This window comes from Mesorhizobium sp. M0018 (assembly GCF_040323955.1).
Taxonomy (GTDB): Bacteria; Pseudomonadota; Alphaproteobacteria; order Rhizobiales; family Rhizobiaceae; genus Mesorhizobium.
The window spans coordinates 144,376-162,334 of the sequence record NZ_JAMYVL010000002.1 but is presented as its reverse complement, the minus strand read 5'-3'; the positions used below and the strand labels follow the sequence as shown (position 1 = coordinate 162,334).

The window sequence follows — 17,959 nt, the reverse complement described above, 5'->3', positions numbered from 1 at the left end:
TGGGGGCTCAGCCTTCGGCAGCATCGAAAACCTTCCGTGCCTCGCGTACAGCGCCGTGATTGAGCTCGGCCCATTGGATCAGCTGATGCAAGGGTCCAAACATCGAGCGCCCGAGATCGGTGAGGCTGTATTCGACGCTCGGCGGTTTGGTCGGGAACACCTGGCGATGCACATAGCCGTCGCGCTGCAGATCGTGCAGCGTCTGGGTGAGCATGCGCTGTGAAATATCGGGCACCAGCCGCCGCAATTCGCCGAAGCGGTACGGCTTCTCGGCCAAGGCCTCCATCAACAGTGAACTCCATTTATTGCTTATGCCCTGGATCACGTCGCGAACCGGGCAATCCGCAAGGTTTCCGCCACCGCTGCCTGCTTTGTATATCTCGAGCTTCGATCTCAGATTGACGATCTTGCCGTCCATGGCTGGTTCCCTGGGTGTGCCTACCTCCCGCAAAACTGCCTTCTTTACGAGGATGGGTCAATTCCTATTTTAGTGCTGGTCTCTTTTTGAGACTAACATATGCACCCGCCGCTCCGGCGCAACGTCAGGACATCTCATGACCGACACCCTTCTCGTCACCGGCGCCTCCGGCCAGCTTGGCCGCGGCGTCATTAATCATCTGCTTGACACGCTCAAGGTCTCCCCTCAGCGCATCATCGCCGCCACCCGCAACCCGGAAAATCTGGCCGATCTGGCAGCCCGAGGCGTCACCATCCGGGCAGTCGACTTCGACGACGCCACGTCGTTGGCCAGTGCATTTACCGGTGCGGGCAGGGTTCTGATCATTTCGACAAACGAGCTCGCCGTTCCGGGCAAGCGCCTGAAGCAACATGAGGCTGCGGTCGCCGCAGCAAAAAGCGCCGGCGTTTCGCATCTGCTCTACACGTCGATGCCCAGTCCGGAGCCAGGATCGCCGGTACTGTTTGCGCCTGATCACCACGGCACCGAGCAGGCGATCAAGGCGAGCGGTATCCCCTACACCATCTTCCGCAACGGCTGGTATCAGGAGAACCTGTTCATGGCGCTGCCGCACGCCATCGCGTCGGGGCAGTGGTACACATCCGCCGGAGACGGCCGCATTGCCCATGGCGCGCGCGACGACATGGCCGCGGCGATCGCCGCCAGCCTTGCTTCGAGCGGAACCGAAAGCACGACATACACGCTGACCGGCCCCAAGGCCCACACGATGGCCGAGATTGCAGCCCTCGTCACCGAAGTTACCGGCAAGCCGATCGAGGTCGTCCAGCTTTCGGACGAAGCGCTGACCGGGGGATTGAAGGCAGCCGGCGTCCCCGAAGGTTTCGCGCCTGTCATCGTTTCCTTCGACACCAACACACGCTCCGGCCGCATCAGCATGGTGACGGACGCGATCGAGACGCTGTCCGGCAGGAAGCCGCGGCCGCTGAAGCAATTTCTTGAAGCAAACAAGGCGGCTCTGGTGAGCTGAGCCTGACAAATGGCCGTGCCCTTCGAAGGGCACGGCCGTTTGCTCAGATAGCCACCTGCGTTCCGATCTCGACGACGCGTCCGGTCGGGATCTGGAAATATTCCGTTGCATCGGCCGCCGAGCGCGCCAGCCCGATGAACAGCTTGTCCTGCCAGACCGGCATGCCGGAATTGGGCGAGGCCTTGAGAGAGCGCCGCGACAGGAAGAAGGACGTCGTCATGATGTCGAACTTCCAGCCCTGTTTGCGGCAGATCGCCAGCGCACGCGGGATGTTGGGCTGCTCCATATAGCCGAAGGTCAGCGTCACCCGCATGAACAGCTCGTTGACCATTTCCATCTTGACGCGCTCGCTGTCGGGCACAACCGGCTGCGGTGCCGTCACCACCGAAAGGATGACGTTCTGCTCGTGCAGCACCTTGTAGTGCTTCAGGCTGTGCATCAGCGCGGTCGGCGCGCTCAGCGGATCGCTGGTCAGGAACACCGCGGTGCCCGACACCAGATGCGGCTTCTTCTTCAGCAGATTGCCGGCGAGGAAATCCAGCGGGATCTCGTTCCGGCGCGTCTTGTCGAACAAATAGCGGCTGCCGCGGATCCAGGTCCACATAGTCATCACGATAACTGCGGCGATGGCAAGCGATGCCCAGCCACCTTCAAACACCTTGACTATGTTGGCGGCAAAGAAGCCGGTATCGACGAAGGCGAACACGGCCATCAAGGCGATCGCGACGCCGAGCGGCCATTTCCAGATGCGCGTCATCACAACAAAAAGCAGCACATTCGTCACCAGCATGTTGCCGGTCACCGAAATGCCGTAGGCCGAGGCCAGGCGGCTGGATTCGCCGAAGCCGACCACCAGCAACATCACCACCAGCGCCAGCATCAGGTTGATGCGCGGCAGATAGATCTGGCCCGACTGTTTTTCCGACGTATGCTGGATAACGAAACGCGGCAGCATATTGAGCTGCACCGCCTGTCTGGTCAGCGAAAAAGCGCCGGAGATCACCGCCTGGCTGGCGATGACGGTCGCCGCCGTCGCCAGCACGACCATCGGAATAAGCGTCCAGCCCTGGTTCATCTCGAAGAATGGATGACCGACAACGCCGCCATTTGCCAGCACGAAGGCGCCTTGCCCGACATAGTTGAGCAACAGACAAGGAAACACGATTGCCAGCCAGGCGAGTACGATCGGCTTGCGGCCGAAATGGCCGAGGTCGGCATAGAGCGCCTCGGCGCCGGTGACGGCGAGGAAGACCGCACCAACCGTGACGAAGGCGACATCGGGCGAGTTGACCAGGAACGACACGATGTAATGCGGGCTGATCGCCAGCAGGATTTCCGGATCGGCGATGATGTGGTTAATGCCGGAAAGGCCGATGGCCAGGAACCACAGCGCGGTGACTGGCCCGAACACCAAACCTACGCCGCCGGTGCCGAATCGCTGTACCGCAAACAGGATCGCCAAGATGGCCAGTGTCAGTGGCACCACATAGGGCTGGAATGTCGGCGTGACGACGTTCATACCTTCGACCGCCGATAGCACCGAGATCGCCGGCGTAATGACTGCGTCGCCGAAAAAAAGCGCCGCGCCGACGATGCCGATGCCGAGGATCACCGCCGAGCGGGTCGGGAAACTGTTGCGCGCCAGCGCCATCAGCGACAGCACCCCGCCCTCGCCTCGATTGTCGGCGCGGAGCACGAACATGATGTATTTGATGGTGACGGTGATCGTCAGCGACCAGATGATCAGCGACAACACGCCAAGGATGTCGCCACGGTTGGCGACGTTGCCACCGGCCGATGCGTGCAACGCCTCGCGAAATGCATAGATCGGGCTGGTACCGATATCGCCGTAAACCACGCCGAGCGCGCCCAGCATCAGCACCTTGGTGCTGTGCTGCTCGACCTCAGAATGGCTGGATTGTTCGACAGGTTCTGCCTCGTTACCAGCATTGGTAAGGGCCATGGACGACACTCCGGTAAGCGGGCGGTGCTCTACGCTTGCTGCGCTGCAATATCAAGTGCCGTCACGTAATGGCTCCGTCCCGATATTGCGAGCCCTCCACGACTTGGCAGACTCAGTCCGATCGGCAGACCACCTGGAATGTCGCAACGGACACGTTTTTAAATAGCCACCTGCGTCCCGATCTCGACGACGCGTCCGGTCGGGATCTGGAAATATTCCGTTGCATCGGCCGCCGAGCGCGCCAGCCCGATGAACAGCTTGTCCTGCCAGACCGGCATGCCGGAATTGGGCGAGGCCTTGAGAGAGCGCCGCGACAGGAAGAAGGACGTCGTCATGATGTCGAACTTCCAGCCCTGTTTGCGGCAGATCGCCAGCGCACGCGGGATGTTGGGCTGCTCCATGTAGCCGAAGGTCAGCGTCACCCGCATGAACAGCTCGTTGACCATTTCCATCTTGACGCGCTCGCTGTCGGGCACAACCGGCTGCGGTGCCGTCACCACCGAAAGGATGACGTTCTGCTCGTGCAGCACCTTGTAGTGCTTCAGGCTGTGCATCAGCGCGGTCGGCGCGCTCAGCGGATCGCTCGTCAGGAACACCGCGGTGCCCGACACCAGATGCGGCTTCTTCTTCAGCAGATTGCCGGCGAGGAAATCCAGCGGGATCTCGTTCCGGCGCGTCTTGTCGAACAAATAGCGGGTGCCGCGTATCCATGTGGACATGATCAGCCCCATGCCGCAGGCGACCGTGATCGACACCCACCCGCCTTCGAGGATCTTGACGACGTTTGCGAGGAAAAATCCAGTATCGATCGTGCCGAACAGCAGTGTGAGCGCGGCTGCCAGTGCAAGCTGCCATTTCCACCGGAACCGCATCACCACAAACAACAGGATGGTTGTCATCAGCATTTCGCCAGTCACCGAAATGCCATAGGCGGAAGCCAGCGAACTCGAACTGCCAAAGCCGACCACCAGCAGCATCACGCCGAGCGCGACCACCAGATTGACCCGCGGCATGTAGATCTGGCCGGATTGCATCTCGGAAGTATGCTGCACCTCGATACGTGGCAGCAGATTGAGCTGCACCGCCTGCCGCGTCAGCGAGAAAGCGCCGGAGATCACCGCCTGACTGGCGATCACCGTCGCTGCCGTGGCCAGCCCAACCATGGGCATTAGCGCCCAATCCGGCAGCATCTGGAAGAATGGATTGGTGGGTTTGCCGCCGTTGGCCAGAACGAACGCGCCTTGTCCGAAATAGTTGAGGAGCAGACAAGGGAACACCACGGAGAACCACGCCAGCACGATCGGCCTGCGGCCGAAATGGCCGAGATCGACATAAAGGGCTTCGGCCCCGGTGACCGCCAGGAACACAGCCCCGACCGTGACGAACGCACCGGTGGGCGTATTGGCCAGATAAGCGACCGCGTAATAGGGATTGATCGCCAGCAGGACCGACGGGTCGTCCAGCAGATGGTAGACCCCGGCGGCACCGATCGCCAGGAACCACGCTGCCGTCACCGGTCCGAACACGGCCGCCACCCTGCCGGTGCCAAAGCGTTGCACGGCAAAAAGCATTGCCAGGATGATCAGCGTGATCGGAACAACATAAGTTTCCAGCGTCGGGGTCACCACTTCCAGGCCCTCGACCGCCGAAAGCACGGAGATGGCCGGCGTTATGATGGCGTCGCCGAAAAACAGCGCCGCGCCGCAAAGTCCGATCCCCAGAATGAACCGGGCTCCCTTTGGATAAGCGTTGCGCGCAAGTGCCATCAGCGACAGCGTGCCGCCCTCACCCTTGTTGTCGGCTCTGAGCACGAAAGCGACGTACTTTATCGTGACGATGATCGTCAGCGCCCAGACGATAAGCGACAGCACGCCAAGGACGTCGTTGCGCGCTACCGGTCCCGACGATGCGTGCAGCGCTTCCCGAAACGCGTAGATTGGGCTCGTGCCGATATCGCCGTAAACCACGCCCAACGCGCCCAGCATCAAAACTCTGGTGCTGTGCTGCTCGGCCTTGGAGTGGCTGGATTGTTCGATGGGTTCTGCCTCGCTACCAGCGTGGGCAAGGGCCATGGACGACACTCCCATAGACGTGCGGCGCTCTATGCTGCGGGATGGAAAGGACGCGCTGCCGTGCCGGGAACGCATGGCCTATCGGCTCGCCTTTCTCTACCAGCCACAAGCCTTCAGAAACCGCCTGACCGTTGCGGCCATGCCATACTCCAACGCATCGGCTGTCAACCCATGTCCGATCGAGACTTCGGCCAATGCCGGGATGCGCCTGGCCAGCGCCGGCAAATTGCTCACCACAAGGTCGTGCCCGGCATTGACCTGGAGCCCTGCAGCCAGTGCGGCATCCGCCGTTTTTCCCAATTTCTCCAATTCCTTCGCCGCTTTTGCCGAATCGGAATGATAGCTGCCATATGGACCCGTATAGAGTTCGATCCGGTCGGCGCCGGTGTCGCGAGCGGCTTTCACGCCAGCGGGATCCGGATCGGAAAACAGCGATACGCGAAAGCCTCCCTTCTTCAGGCGCTTGACGACCGGTGTCAGGAACGCAGCCTCGGCGGCGAAGTTCCAGCCATGGTCGGAAGTCGCCTGCGCCGGGTCGTCCGGCACCAGCGTCACCTGCTCCGGCTGATGCTTTTCCACAAGCGCCAGAAAATCCTCGGTCGGATAGCCCTCGATGTTGAATTCCGCATTCGGGAACTCGTCGTCGATCAGCGCCCTGATCTCAGGCAGATCGGAATGCCTGGTGTGCCGCTCGTCGGGTCGCGGGTGCACCGTCAGCCCATGCGCGCCGGCAGCAAGGGCAATGCGTCCAAGCCCGGTCACGCTTGGCCACGGCAGGTCGCGTCGGTTGCGCAGCATGGCGATGGCATTAAGGTTGACGGAAAGCTTTGCAGGCATTTGCACGGCTCCAGGCTGATCTTGGCGCGCATCTATACCGCCTTTAACGGGAACAGACAGAGGGTTTCAGGTGTTCCAAGGTGTGCGAAGAAAATCGAGCCCAAGGAGTTCCCTGTTGAATTTTCTCGAGGCCGTGCCGGCGGTTCGCCGCATCGACACCGATCGCGAAGATCTTTTCGCCATAGATGTCGTCGGCCATGTCGCAGCGGCTGACGCCGAAAACCTGTTCGGATTGCTGGAGGCGGCCTATGCGCTGCATCCGAAAATCGACGTGCTGGTGCGCCTGATCGACCATGAGGGTGTCGACTGGGCCGACGTATCGGACGAGACGATCGAACAGGGCATAGCTCATGCCGTGGAGCATATCGGCCGCTGCGCGGCGATCGGTGAGCCGAACTGGATACCGGAGGCAAGAGCCTTTTTGCCTGCCTCTTTGCCTATCGAACTCCGGCATTTCGAGGCCAAGGACGAAGCCGCCGCCTGGGAATGGCTTGACGCCAGACCGATCGCCCAGCGCTGATACGACGGACCTGACAGCCCTATCGGACGATCGTCAGCCGTTCGGCCGCGCGCGTGATCGCGGTGTAGAGCCAACGCTGGCGAGTTTCCTTGAATGCCCAGCTTTCGTCGAAAAGCACGATCTCGTTCCATTGCGACCCTTGCGCCTTGTGCACGGTCAGCGCGTAACCGTAATCGAAATCGTCGAAGCGCTTCTTCTGCTGCCAGGGAATGTCGGCGTCGGGATCCTCGAATGCGGCCTTGAGCAGCTTGATCTTGGCGACGCCGCGATCCGGGTCGTCTTCCTCCGGTGAGACCAGCAGATTGATGCCGGGCTTGACCGTCTCGCGCGACGAGGTCATCACCTTCCACAGCGAGCCGTTGAGCAGTCCCTTGGCCGGATCGTTGCGCAGACAGACCAGCTTGTCGCCGGCTTGCGGATAATCGGCGTTGAACCCCTTCAGCTCGCGCAGCCGCTGGTTATAACGGCGGCGCGTGCGGTTGGTACCGACCAGCACCTGGTCCGCCTTCAGCACCAGTTCCTGGGTGACGTCTTCCTTGCCGATCACCTGCGCCGCGCCATAGTCGCCGCGCATGAACTCGCGGCCCTCGCGCACGTCGAGCGCAAGCCGGATGATCGGGTTGTCTCGCGCCTGGCGATGGATTTCGGTGAGCAGAATGTCCGGCTCATGGTCCGTGAAGAAGCCGCCGCCGGAAATTGGCGGCAACTGGCCGGGATCGCCGAGCACCAGGATCGGCGTGCCGAAGCTCATCAGGTCACGGCCGAGTTGCTCGTCGACCATTGAGCATTCGTCGATGACGACGAGCTTGGCGCGCGAGATCGGGCTCTGCCGGTTGAGCGAAAATGTCGGCGACATCGATGTCTTGCCGGTTACCTCGTCCGCTACCGATTCTTCGCCCTTCGGCCGGTAGATCAGCGAATGGATGGTGCGGGCATTGACCGCGCCCTTGGAACGCAGCACCTGCGCCGCCTTACCCGTAAACGCGGCGAACTGCACCTGGCCGTCGACATGCTCGGCGAAATAGCGCGCCAGCGTCGTCTTACCGGTGCCGGCATAGCCGAACAGCCGGAACAGCTGCGGCTTGCCGGCTTTCAGCCAGCCGGCCACCGCCTTCAGCGCTTCGTCCTGTTGAGGGGAGAATTCCATCAGCGCGACAGACCGGATTCGCGAGGGAAAGACAAGGTGACTGCCGTCACCATCAATTTTCATCGCCGGCAATCACGCCGCTGCGACAGGGTCAGGCTATCAGTGACGAACAGGAACGTAAAGAGAACAAGGCCAGGCGACCGCAGCTTACCCGGCCCGCTGTGGATCGTTCTCCAGCTGGATCGGCTTGCCATGCGGCGTTGCATGCGCGGCGCGTTCCCAGGCAGCGGCGAGCGCATCGACGTCGCGCTTTCCGGCAACGCCCTTGGCCAAAAGCAGCTTTTCCAGCGCTGCCAGCCAGTGCTCGTAGTAATCGTGACCGTCGCGCGCGGCGCCCGGCCGCTTCACCTCTGCCGACAAAGCATCCGCCCATTCGCTCCACGAAAACAGCCCGTTGTCGTGCAGTGCTACCGTCATGGCAAAGGCCTCTGCTTGCCACGGCTCGGCAAACACAGGCGCCTCGAAACCGGCGGGCAGCATGGCGGCGACTGAGCCCGTCTCACGCCGGCTCAAGGTAGCTCTCCCAGGCATCGATCGACACGACGAGTGTCGGATCGGCGCCCTCGCCCCAGATTTCGCCGCCGGTGAAGGCCACCGTATAGACCCATTGCGGGTTTTCGCCCTGGCCGTGCGCATTGGTGTCGGGAAAGACAAAGCCGTCGCGCACAGCCTCGACGACGCCTCGCTTGCCGCGTGCATAGCGCGGCAACCTGGTGTGGCCGGTCGGATGAAAGTTCTTGGTTCGCACGGGGTCGCCCGCCTTGAACCGCGCAGGCGCGGCGACAGGCCGATCGCAGTGCCCGCCCTTGGCCAGCACCGCCGGAACGTCCTTAGCCTTCAGCACCCGTTTGGGTGTCGCTGCCGGGTCGACTGCGTCGCCCGTAGTCAGGTCCCCGTCGCTGACGAAACCATGGCGTTTGAGCAGCACCTCCAGCGCCTTGATCCATATCTGGTAGTAGCTGGAGGCATAATAATCCGCTGGATGCAGCGATTCCCGCGCGTGCCGGCTCTCGTCGATGGTCCAGGCGCCCATGGCGCCGGCGCACAACGTCACGCCCAGCGCCCGCCTTTCCCAATCGGCATGGAAATAGGGTTCGTCAGGTTCGGGCGCGACCGGCCCGAAACCCATCTGGCCGCCGAGATCCTGCGGCCCGTTCATGCCGGTTCCCGCACCAACGCCGTGCCGATCATGGCATCGCGCGTCACCAGATCGGCGAGCCTTGCCTCATCCCAGCCCTCCGTACCCCGGGGGCGCATCGGCACCACCAGATAGCGCAGCTCGGCGGTCGAATCCCACACCCGGATTGTCGTCCTCGCCGGCAAGGTCAGACCGAATTCCTCGAGCACGCCGCGCGGATCGATCACTGCGCGCGAACGGTAGGGCGGCGCCTTGTACCAGACCGGCGGCAGGCCGAGCACCGACCACGGATAGCAGGAGCATAGCGTGCAGACGACGAGGTTGTGCGTGTCGGCCGTGTTGAACACCGCCTGCATGTGCTCGCCTTGCCGGCCGGTGTAGCCGAGCGATTCGATTGCCGCCGTCGCATCACGCTTCAGCCATGCGGCAAACCCGGGATCAACCCAGGCCTTCGCCACCACCTTTGCGCCGTTGCGCGGCCCGATCTTGGTCTCATAGGTGTCGACGATAACATCAATCGCCGCCGGATCGATCAGGCCTTTGCGGGTGAGAATCGTCTCCAGCGCGCGCACCCGCGCCGCAAAAGGATCAAGCTCGTTGTCGTGGTCGTGATTGTGCGGCATGGCGTCAAATTACGATCGCGGACCCCCGGCCGCAAGCACTACGGCTTGGGCCAGCGCTATTCGGCTGCCGCCTTTTGCGGCACCGGTTCTTCCTCCTCGTCGAACAGTGACGGCTGGTCGACCGCTTCGACCGGGCTCGGCTCACCCCGGCGCCGCGCCCACAGCCTGACCAGCCAGCCGGAAAAATGCTCCATGTAGACGTAAATGACGGGCGTGACGAACAGCGTCAGTGCCTGCGAGGCGACAAGACCGCCGACCACGGCCACGCCGAGAGGCTGACGCAGTTCCGCGCTGGCGCCGGTGCCGAGCGCGATCGGGATGGTACCCATCAGCGCGGCAAGCGTGGTCATCATGATCGGCCGGAAGCGCATCAGGCAGGCCTTGTGGATGGATTCGACGGGCGACATCCCCTCGCGCCTGAGTTCCAGCGCCACGTCGATCATCATGATGCCGTTCTTCTTGACGATGCCGATCAGCATCAGGATGCCGATCACCGCGATCACCGACAGATCCATCCCCGCCAGCCGCAGTGCCACCAGCGCGCCGAGCACCGCCGATGGAAGCCCGGTCAGGATGGTGAGCGGGTGGATGAAGCTCTCATAGAGCATGCCGAGAACGATATAGATGGTCAGAATCGCGCCGCCGATCAGCAGCCCCTGGTTGGAAAGCGAATCCTGGAACGTCTTGGCCGTGCCCGAGAAGGCGGTCGAGATCGTCGGCGGCATGCCGATCTTGTCCTTCAGCGCGTTGATGTGGCTCACGCTGTCGCCGAGGGCCACGCCTTGCGGCAGATTGTAGGAGATGGTCACTGCCGGAAGTTGGCCGAGCTGGTTGACGGTCAAAGCACCGGCGGTCCGATCGACGCGGGCGAACGCACCGAGCGGCACCAGGCTGCCGCTCGCCGTTCTCACCTTGATGGCCAGCATCCGCTCGGGCGACCACTCGATCTTCGGATCGAGCTCCATGATCACGTCGTAGCTGTCGGCCGAACCGAAGATGGTCGACACCTGCTGGGTGCCGAAACCGCCGTAGAGACTGGAGCGCAGCGTGTCGGTATCGACGCCGAGGTTCGCCGCCTTGTCGCGGTCGATCACCAGCGTCGCCTGTAGCGCGTTGTTCTGCAGGTCATTGGTGACGTCGGTGAAGGCGGCATGATCGGCAGCCATCGCGTCCGTCAGCCTCTGCGCCCAGACGTTCGTCAGGCCGGTATCGAGGCCCTGAACGGCAAGCTGGTAGGCACTCGCCGAAGAACGCGCGCCGAGCCGCAGGTTCTGCACCGGCTGCATGTAGGTTTCGATGCCGGGCACATTGGCCAGCTGGCGCCGCAGGTCCGTAAGCACCTTGTCGATGTTCGGTCGGTGGTCCTTGTCTTTCAGCTGCACAAACAGCTGGCCCTGGTTGAGCGCATTGTTTCCACTGCCCGCCGACCAACCGACATGCGCGACGTAGGGCGAATGGGTGAAGACATCCGCCACTTGCCCCTGCAGCTTCACCATCGCGTCAAACGAAATGTCCTGGCGCGCGATGGTCGTCACCGAGACCTGGCCGATATCCTCCTGCGGAAAGAAGCCCTTCGGCGAGATCTGGATCAGCCACACCGACAGCCCGGCGGTCACGAGGAAGACAAGGAAGACAAGGAAATTGTGGTGCAGGCAGGATGTCAGCAGCCTGTCATAGCCCCGCATGAAGACGTTTTGTCTATGGTCCTCGCCATGCGCTGCTTTCTGCTCGGCTTTCGATAATGACAACAGCCGCGAGCACAGCATCGGCGTCAGCGTCAGCGAGACGAACATCGACGCCAGGATGGCGACCGTCACCACCACCGCGAATTCGTTGAAGATGCGCCCGATCACGCCGCCCATCAAAAGCACCGGAATGAACACGGCGACCAGCGAGATCGAGATCGAGATGATGGTGAAGCCGATCTCGCGCGCGCCCTTGAGTGACGCCTCGAGGGCCGAGAGCCCGTCCTCCTCCATATGGCGGAAAATGTTTTCGAGCATGACGATTGCATCGTCGACGACAAGGCCGACCGCCAGCGTCAGCCCCATCAATGAGACGTTGTCGATGGAAAAGCCGAACAGGTACATTACACCCAGCGTGGCGATGAGCGAAATCGGTACCGCCACCGCCGGAATGACCGTCGCCGTCACTCGGCGCAGGAACAGGAAGATCACCATCACCACCAGCGCGATGGTGAGCAGGAGCGTGAACTGCACGTCATCGACCGCCTCGCGGACCGATGTCGAGCGGTCGTTTAGCAACTGGATGCTCGCCGCTGCCGGCATCTGATCGTCGAAGGAAGGCAGCATCGCCTTGACGCGGTCGACGACGTCGACGGTATTGGCATCCGGCTGGCGCTGCACCGCCATAATGATGGCGCGGGTGCCGTCATACCAGCTTGCCGTCGTCGTGGTCTCGACCGAATCGATGACGCGGGTCACCTCGCCGAGCCGCACCGGATGGCCGTTCTTGGTGGCGATGATGATGTTGGAGAATCCCGCCGCATCGTTCAGCTGCGTGTTCGCGGTGATCGTCAGCTGCTGTTTGTTGTTCTTGAGCACGCCGAGCGGCGTGTTGCTGTTGGCCGAGGCAATGGCCGTCTGCAGCTGGTCGATCGAGATGCCGCGTGCGGCGAGCGCCGTCGGATCGATCTGGACGCGCACGGCATATTTCTGCTGCCCGTAGATCGACACCTGCGCAACGCCGTCAATCGTCGACAGCGACGGCGAAATCACATTCTCGGCAAACGCGTCGAGATCAGTCAGCGGAATTGTGTCGCTGACCAGCGACATCAGCAGGATCGGCGCGTCGGCTGGATTGACCTTGCGGTAGCTCGGCGGGCTGGTCATCTCCGGCGGCAATTGTCGTTGCGTACGTGCGATCGCTGCCTGCACGTCGGCGGCGGCTGCATCGATGTCGCGGTTGAGTACGAACTGAATGGCGATCGAGGTCGAGCCGAGCGAGTTGGTCGTCGAGATCGAATCGATGCCAGCGATAGTGGCAAACTGCTTGATCAGAGGCGTTGCCACCGAGGTCGCCATGGTTTCCGGCGAAGCCCCGGGCAGCGAGGCCGAGACGTTGACAACCGGAAATTCGGCGCTTGGCAGCGCCGCGACCGGCAGGAATTTGTAAGCAAATAGTCCGCCCAGAACCAGGGCGAACGACATGAGCAGCGTGGCGACGGGCCTGCGGATGCAGAATTCGGAAATCATGGCTGTGTTCCGCCCGTCCGGTCAGCCTCGGCAACCTTCGGAGCCGCCCGATCGCCTGTGCCGGTCGAAGCCTTGCCTTCGCGCACCGCCGCGCCGTTCTTCAGTTTGGTCTGACCCTCGACGACGACACGCTCGCCGCTTTTCAATCCTTGGCTGATTGCGGTGTTGGTGCCTTCTGTCAGCGCGACCTGCACGGGCCGCATTTCAACGGTGTTGTCCGGCTTGATTACATAGACGAACGGGCCCTTCTGGCTGGGCTGGACGGCGACCGTCGGAACGGACGTCATTTGTGGCATGATGCCGGCATCGAGCACGACGTTGACGTATTGGCCCGGCCATAGCGAAAGATCGGCGTTGGGCACACTGGCCCGCGTTGCGATCGTGCCGGACGCCGTGTCTACGCTGGAATCGACGAAATCCAGCGTTCCCTTACCGACCGGCTTCGGGTCGCCGTCCTTGGTCAGCGTCACCGCACCTTGCCGCGGCGCTGCCAGCGCCTTGTGCAGCAAGGCAAGATCGCTTTCGGGGAGATTGAAGTTCACCTGCAGCGGGTCGACCTGCGTGATCGTCACCAGTGGAGTCGACGTGCTGCTGCCGTTGCTGGTGGTGACGAGATCGCCGACGGCGACGCTGACTGCGCCAAGCCTGCCGGAGATCGGCGCCCTGATCGTGGCGAAGCCAAGCTGGATTTGGTCCGCATCGATCGTTGCCTTGTCGGCGTCGACGGTGGCCGCGGCGGATTTCTGTGCCGCGACGGCCTGATCGTAGGTCTGCTGTGTTCCGGCCTGCCTGGCGACGAGATTTTTGGCGCGCTGAAGATCGGCCGTGGCGCTGGCAAGCAGCGCCTGGTCTTTTGCGAGCGTCGCCTGATCGCGTGCCAGTTGCGCCTTCAACGAGCGATCGTCCAGCGAGAAAAGAAGGTCGCCGGCCTTCACCATCTGTCCGTCCTTGACCGCGATTGCGACGATCTGGCTCGAGACCCGCGCGTTGATGCTGACCACGGCAGGAGAGGACACAAAGCCGATGGCATAGCGCCGGACCGGGAAATCGGCCGTCGTAGCGGTGGCGGCAACCACCGAAGTCGTACGCGCGGCATTTGCCGCTGCAGCGGGCTTGTCCGCCGTCGCCGTCTGCTTCGCCGACAGCATCTGCTGAAGACCGCTCATTGCGCTGGGCGAAAGATAGAGCCACGCCGCGGCAACGCAGGCTGCAGCGATCACCGCTAATACGATCTTTCCGCGCATCGACAAAAGACCTCTCGATCCGACACGCCGCTATCCGGTGGCCGTAGTCTAGCTCAACTCGCAGCCTCTTGCCGCGCTTTTGCCAGATAATAGAGGATGCCGAAGGCGAAAAAGGGCCAAACCCGTCATTACGAAGATTTAATGTGCAGTGCACAATAGAACGGCAGCTAACGCAGCATCGGCCACAGCGTCGCCGCAAGCATCACACCCATGACGATGTTGAACCATTTGAGCCGCACCGCATCCGCCAGAAAGCCGCGCAGCGCCATGCCGAAACCGGCCCAGGTCGAAATGCTCGGCAGCATGACGACGGCGAAAGCGGCTGCGATCAGCACCACCGACACAAACGGGCGTTCCGGACTGGTATAGACGGCCATGGCTGTAATCGCCATCACCCAGGCCTTGGGATTGACCCACTGGAATGCCGCAGCCTCGATGAAGCGCATCGGCTGGCCCTTCGTCTTGTCTTCGCCGCCGAGCGAGCGCGACATGGCGATCTTCGAGGCGAGATAAAGCAAGTAGAGGCCGCCGGCGATCTTCAACCCGGTATGCAGGACCGGAAAGGCCGTCAACACGGCGCCAAGCCCGAAGCCTACGGCAAGCAACAGCACGAGGAAGCCGATGCCGATGCCGAGCATGTGTGGCACGGTTTTGACCAAGCCGAAATTCACGCCCGAGGCCAAAAGCATGAAATTGTTCGGACCCGGCGTGATCGAGGTCACGAAGGCATAAACCAGCAGAGCAAGGAATGCGTCGAAGGTCATGGAGGATCGCAAAGATCAATAATACTGAAATACTGACTTAAATCGATGAGGTGCTGAGTGCAATTGCAATTCGTTGGTCCACGCGCCCCAAGCGTTCCTTCATATCTTAGGCCAATATCCGCTGAGAACATCTATCTGCGGTAGGGCTGCACCGACCATAGATCTGAATTCGGGGCAGTTTCGCGCTGACGGCGCACGCGTCGCAGCCCTTTTCGTCTCGGCGTATTCTCCGGAATCTTGACGCTGTGCGCCAGACCCAGGATCGCCAGAACCTGAATGAATAGCCAGCCGAGATCGATCTGTCCGTGTTCCAGACCAAGCCGTGCAGACTCGGGAAACGCGTGATGGTTGCCGTGGAAACTCTCGCCGAACGTTACCAGCCCGAAACGCGGCAAATTGTATCCTTGCACGGCAACGTCGTCGACGCGCCATCCTTGCTCCCCATCTCGGTGCGCAAAATGCCCAACCAACCAATGCCCGGTAAGCGACACTGAAACGCGCACCGCGATTCCCCATACCACCCAATCCCAGCCGCCAAGCGCGAAAAAGAGGATCGCCCAGGGCAGTTGTTGCAGCATCCAGGTGCGCTCGACGAACTTGTAGAACCGGTCATTCGTGATCGAGTGTTCGATGACGAAGGTGGGTGGATTGCGCAAAGCGACCGCGCAATGCATCTGCCAGAAGGCATCGGTGAAAAATGGCCGACGATGGGCATGGAGATCGTGACATGCGGTCTGGCGCTGAGCCCAGTCACGAATATCGTGAGCATAGATCATCCCAAAAGGACCGGCCATGCCGACGAGCACGCCAAGGTAGACCAGCGCATGCTCGACCCAGATATGAACCTTGAACGACCGGTGGATGAGCAGACGGTGCATCCCCACCGAGTGTCCGGCGCAGATTGTCGCCGCCGTTGTCGCAACGAATAAGGCGAAGGCACTCCAGCTAAATGTCATCGGTCCCAACACAATGGCGGCGATCGTCATCGCCCCGACCCAGATCGACTTTGCCGGCACCCACACGACTTTGCCGTCTTCGGCGTCACTGTCCTGTTGGGAAATCATTCTGCCCGTGGATATGGTTTTCATCGGTACCCCTCCTCCTGCATGAACATTTCCGGACCACAGCCTTGCCTTCTGGCGCGTCGTCCGTTACTTAGGCAGTAAGCTAATCGTCTACTACTGTGAATTAGGTATTTAGGCAATAGTCTAAATGAAAATAAGAAAGGCGGACCGAGGCGCAGCCAACGCCTCGGCATCACAAGGTGGCAGACAGTGATCGAAGATGCAGAGCACGCAGCGGATGCCGAAACGGCTGCTCACGCAAATGGCGCGATACAGCGCGTGTTTGAAGCGCTATCTTCAGCGCCCCGGCGCAAGATCCTCGCCTATCTTGCGCACTCTTCCCTAACGGCGGGCGAGATCGCGGCGCGCTTCGAGATGTCGAAGCCGTCGATCTCGCAGCATTTGAGCATTCTGGAGACGGCCGGGCTCATCGCCAAGGAGCGGCACGGACAGTTCATCCACTATTCTCTGGTCCAGAACAATCTTGTGAACACGCTGAATGGATTTGTTCAGGATGTCTGCCCGGTATCGCGCCCTATCAAGAGAGAAAGCAAAGAACTTGGTCGAGGCGAGGCAGCGCAAAGATCGCAGTTGCGCAAATCTGAAAAGCCCTAGCGGCTTTGCATCGTTTTCATGAGCGCCTTGGCGTATCGGCAGGCGTCAAATTCCACAGCGATCTCGCAAGACTTTTTGTAAGCGGCCATCGCCTCGGCTTCGTCCGCAGAGACGCCTTCACCATGCTGAAGGGCGCTGCCATACATGGTGCAACCCCAGGCATCGCCCTCATTGCAGCTCAGCTTGAATGTGCGCGATAAGGGCAAGATTCATTGGCACTACCGGCGGCAAGCAGTTTGTTTAGCCCAAGCCGACCCAAGAGAATTCCCGCGCCGCGATTTGTGCAGCCGCCGATACTGCCAGTTGCGCAGGCCTGGGCGAACATCTCCTCGGTCCATTGCTTGTCTTCTGGCGAGTGCTCCTGGATGACCCTGGCCGTCTCGAAACAGGCTTCGCCCCTGCGTCCGTCGAAACACCGCCTGGCACAGGCCAAGACGTCTTTCTCACAACCTTGGTAATCTATTCCCGGCGTGGAAAAGAGCGCGTCATCGACGCCCGACGCCCTGCGCCAAATATCGGCCGGGCATTGTTGGAAATAATAGCTCGGTGTGCCCCTGCGGGTCGATTTCTTCAAACAATTTCGGCAGCACTGACTTGTCGAATACCGGCTCCTAGCTGGCCGCCGCCGTCGTGACCGCAAGAACGATTGCGCCGGCGCCTGCTAGAATTGCCGCCGCGAGCATCATGATCACATCCCTTGCGGGCCGCGGTTCATCGCCGCCACCCCGGTACGGCAGATCTCGACCAGCCCGAGCGGTTTCATGATGGCGATGAACTGATCGAGCTTGGAGCCCTTGCCGGTGATCTCGAAGATGAAATGCTCGGTGTTGGCATCGATGACGCTGGCGCGGAATGCATCGGCGAGCCGGAGCGCCTCGACGCGGGCTTCGCCGGTGCCGGCGACCTTGACCAGCGCGAGTTCCCGCTCCAATGGCCGCTCCTGTCCGAATTCCTGCGACCGCACGGTGAGATCGACGACGCGGTGCACCGGCACGATGCGCTCGAGCTGGTGCTTGATCTGCTCCAGCACGTGCGGCGTGCCGCGCGTCACGATGGTGATGCGCGACAGGTGCTTTTCGTGCTCGGTTTCCGAGACCGTCAGGCTCTCGATGTTGTAGCCACGTCCGGAAAACAGGCCGATGACCCGCGCAAGCACGCCCGGCTCGTTGTCGACCAGGACCGAAAGCGTGTGGTTCTCTGGTTTTTCCGTCTCCTTGGCGATGAAATAGGCGGAGCCGGTCGGTTGCAACTGTGCGTTCATGACATGAATCTCGATTTCAAACTTTTGCGCTAATCTGCTGTTTTCGCACAG

At 61.6% G+C, this 17,959-nt stretch carries 17 protein-coding genes; 3 read left to right on the top strand and 14 right to left on the bottom strand.

What is annotated here, in order from left to right:
- Positions 1–7: 7 nt before the first annotated feature.
- On the bottom strand, positions 8–418 hold the full coding sequence (locus NKJ81_RS03025; protein ID WP_352466906.1) for a winged helix-turn-helix transcriptional regulator: 411 nt from the start codon (positions 416–418) through the stop codon (positions 8–10).
- A 136-nt stretch (positions 419–554) separates the two neighbouring features.
- Between NKJ81_RS03025 and NKJ81_RS03020 the strand changes: the two genes are divergently transcribed.
- Positions 555–1,445 carry an SDR family oxidoreductase gene (locus NKJ81_RS03020; RefSeq protein WP_352470195.1) on the top strand — a complete coding sequence of 297 codons (891 nt, stop codon included), beginning with the start codon at positions 555–557 and terminating at the stop codon, positions 1,443–1,445.
- Between the two features lie 43 nt (positions 1,446–1,488).
- Here the strand turns inward: NKJ81_RS03020 and NKJ81_RS03015 are convergent, their stop codons facing one another.
- The 3 genes from NKJ81_RS03015 to NKJ81_RS03005 all read right to left on the bottom strand — a co-directional run bounded on the left by NKJ81_RS03015 (position 1,489) and on the right by NKJ81_RS03005 (position 6,317).
- Entirely contained in the window at positions 1,489–3,408 is a 1,920-nt protein-coding gene (locus tag NKJ81_RS03015; RefSeq protein WP_352539581.1) for a potassium transporter Kup, read from the bottom strand.
- A gap of 158 nt (positions 3,409–3,566) precedes the next feature.
- Positions 3,567–5,480, bottom strand: a complete 1,914-nt coding sequence (locus NKJ81_RS03010) for a potassium transporter Kup (protein WP_352539580.1) — start codon at positions 5,478–5,480, stop codon at positions 3,567–3,569.
- Positions 5,481–5,576: 96 nt separating this feature from the next.
- Positions 5,577–6,317 carry a pyridoxine 5'-phosphate synthase gene (locus NKJ81_RS03005; protein ID WP_352539579.1) on the bottom strand — a complete coding sequence of 247 codons (741 nt, stop codon included), beginning with the start codon at positions 6,315–6,317 and terminating at the stop codon, positions 5,577–5,579.
- A gap of 115 nt (positions 6,318–6,432) precedes the next feature.
- Here NKJ81_RS03005 and NKJ81_RS03000 point away from each other — a divergent pair, with 115 nt between their 5' ends.
- Positions 6,433–6,837: a SpoIIAA family protein gene (locus NKJ81_RS03000; protein WP_352450052.1), complete on the top strand. Its 405-nt coding sequence runs from the start codon at positions 6,433–6,435 to the stop codon at positions 6,835–6,837.
- A 19-nt stretch (positions 6,838–6,856) separates the two neighbouring features.
- On the opposite strand, the gene NKJ81_RS02995 is transcribed toward NKJ81_RS03000, so the two are convergent.
- From NKJ81_RS02995 to NKJ81_RS02960, 8 genes are all read right to left on the bottom strand, one after another.
- Positions 6,857–7,984 carry an ATP-dependent DNA helicase gene (locus NKJ81_RS02995; protein WP_023720791.1) on the bottom strand — a complete coding sequence of 376 codons (1,128 nt, stop codon included), beginning with the start codon at positions 7,982–7,984 and terminating at the stop codon, positions 6,857–6,859.
- Positions 7,985–8,131: 147 nt separating this feature from the next.
- A complete protein-coding gene (locus NKJ81_RS02990) occupies positions 8,132–8,464 on the bottom strand; it encodes a nitrile hydratase accessory protein (protein WP_352539758.1) in 333 nt (110 codons plus the stop codon).
- 19 nt (positions 8,465–8,483) lie between these two features.
- The gene (gene nthB / locus NKJ81_RS02985; RefSeq protein WP_352539578.1) at positions 8,484–9,143 is read right to left on the bottom strand and encodes a nitrile hydratase subunit beta; all 660 of its coding nucleotides are present in this window, start codon (positions 9,141–9,143) and stop codon (positions 8,484–8,486) included.
- Positions 9,140–9,745: a nitrile hydratase subunit alpha gene (gene nthA / locus NKJ81_RS02980; protein ID WP_352501008.1), complete on the bottom strand. Its 606-nt coding sequence runs from the start codon at positions 9,743–9,745 to the stop codon at positions 9,140–9,142. The genes nthB and nthA overlap by 4 nt, the downstream gene beginning before the upstream one ends.
- Before the next feature lie 56 nt (positions 9,746–9,801).
- Positions 9,802–12,960 (bottom strand): efflux RND transporter permease subunit, encoded by a 3,159-nt coding sequence (locus tag NKJ81_RS02975; RefSeq protein WP_352539577.1) that lies wholly within the window; start codon positions 12,958–12,960, stop codon positions 9,802–9,804.
- On the bottom strand, positions 12,957–14,204 hold the full coding sequence (locus tag NKJ81_RS02970; protein WP_352501010.1) for an efflux RND transporter periplasmic adaptor subunit: 1,248 nt from the start codon (positions 14,202–14,204) through the stop codon (positions 12,957–12,959). Before NKJ81_RS02970 ends, NKJ81_RS02975 begins: the two co-directional genes overlap by 4 nt.
- A 167-nt stretch (positions 14,205–14,371) precedes the next feature.
- Positions 14,372–14,968, bottom strand: a complete 597-nt coding sequence (locus tag NKJ81_RS02965) for a LysE family translocator (protein ID WP_352539576.1) — start codon at positions 14,966–14,968, stop codon at positions 14,372–14,374.
- Between the two features lie 131 nt (positions 14,969–15,099).
- Positions 15,100–16,056 carry an acyl-CoA desaturase gene (locus NKJ81_RS02960; protein ID WP_352539575.1) on the bottom strand — a complete coding sequence of 319 codons (957 nt, stop codon included), beginning with the start codon at positions 16,054–16,056 and terminating at the stop codon, positions 15,100–15,102.
- A 186-nt stretch (positions 16,057–16,242) separates the two neighbouring features.
- Between NKJ81_RS02960 and NKJ81_RS02955 the strand changes: the two genes are divergently transcribed.
- On the top strand, positions 16,243–16,647 hold the full coding sequence (locus NKJ81_RS02955) for a metalloregulator ArsR/SmtB family transcription factor (protein ID WP_352539574.1): 405 nt from the start codon (positions 16,243–16,245) through the stop codon (positions 16,645–16,647).
- Here the strand turns inward: NKJ81_RS02955 and NKJ81_RS02950 are convergent.
- Together NKJ81_RS02950 and ilvN are read right to left on the bottom strand one after the other, a co-directional pair.
- Positions 16,644–16,793, bottom strand: coding sequence for a hypothetical protein (locus NKJ81_RS02950; protein WP_352539573.1), 150 nt, complete (start codon positions 16,791–16,793; stop codon positions 16,644–16,646). The genes NKJ81_RS02955 and NKJ81_RS02950 overlap by 4 nt on opposite strands.
- A 542-nt stretch (positions 16,794–17,335) precedes the next feature.
- Positions 17,336–17,908, bottom strand: coding sequence for an acetolactate synthase small subunit (gene ilvN / locus NKJ81_RS02945; protein ID WP_023676680.1), 573 nt, complete (start codon positions 17,906–17,908; stop codon positions 17,336–17,338).
- Positions 17,909–17,959: the final 51 nt, after the last annotated feature.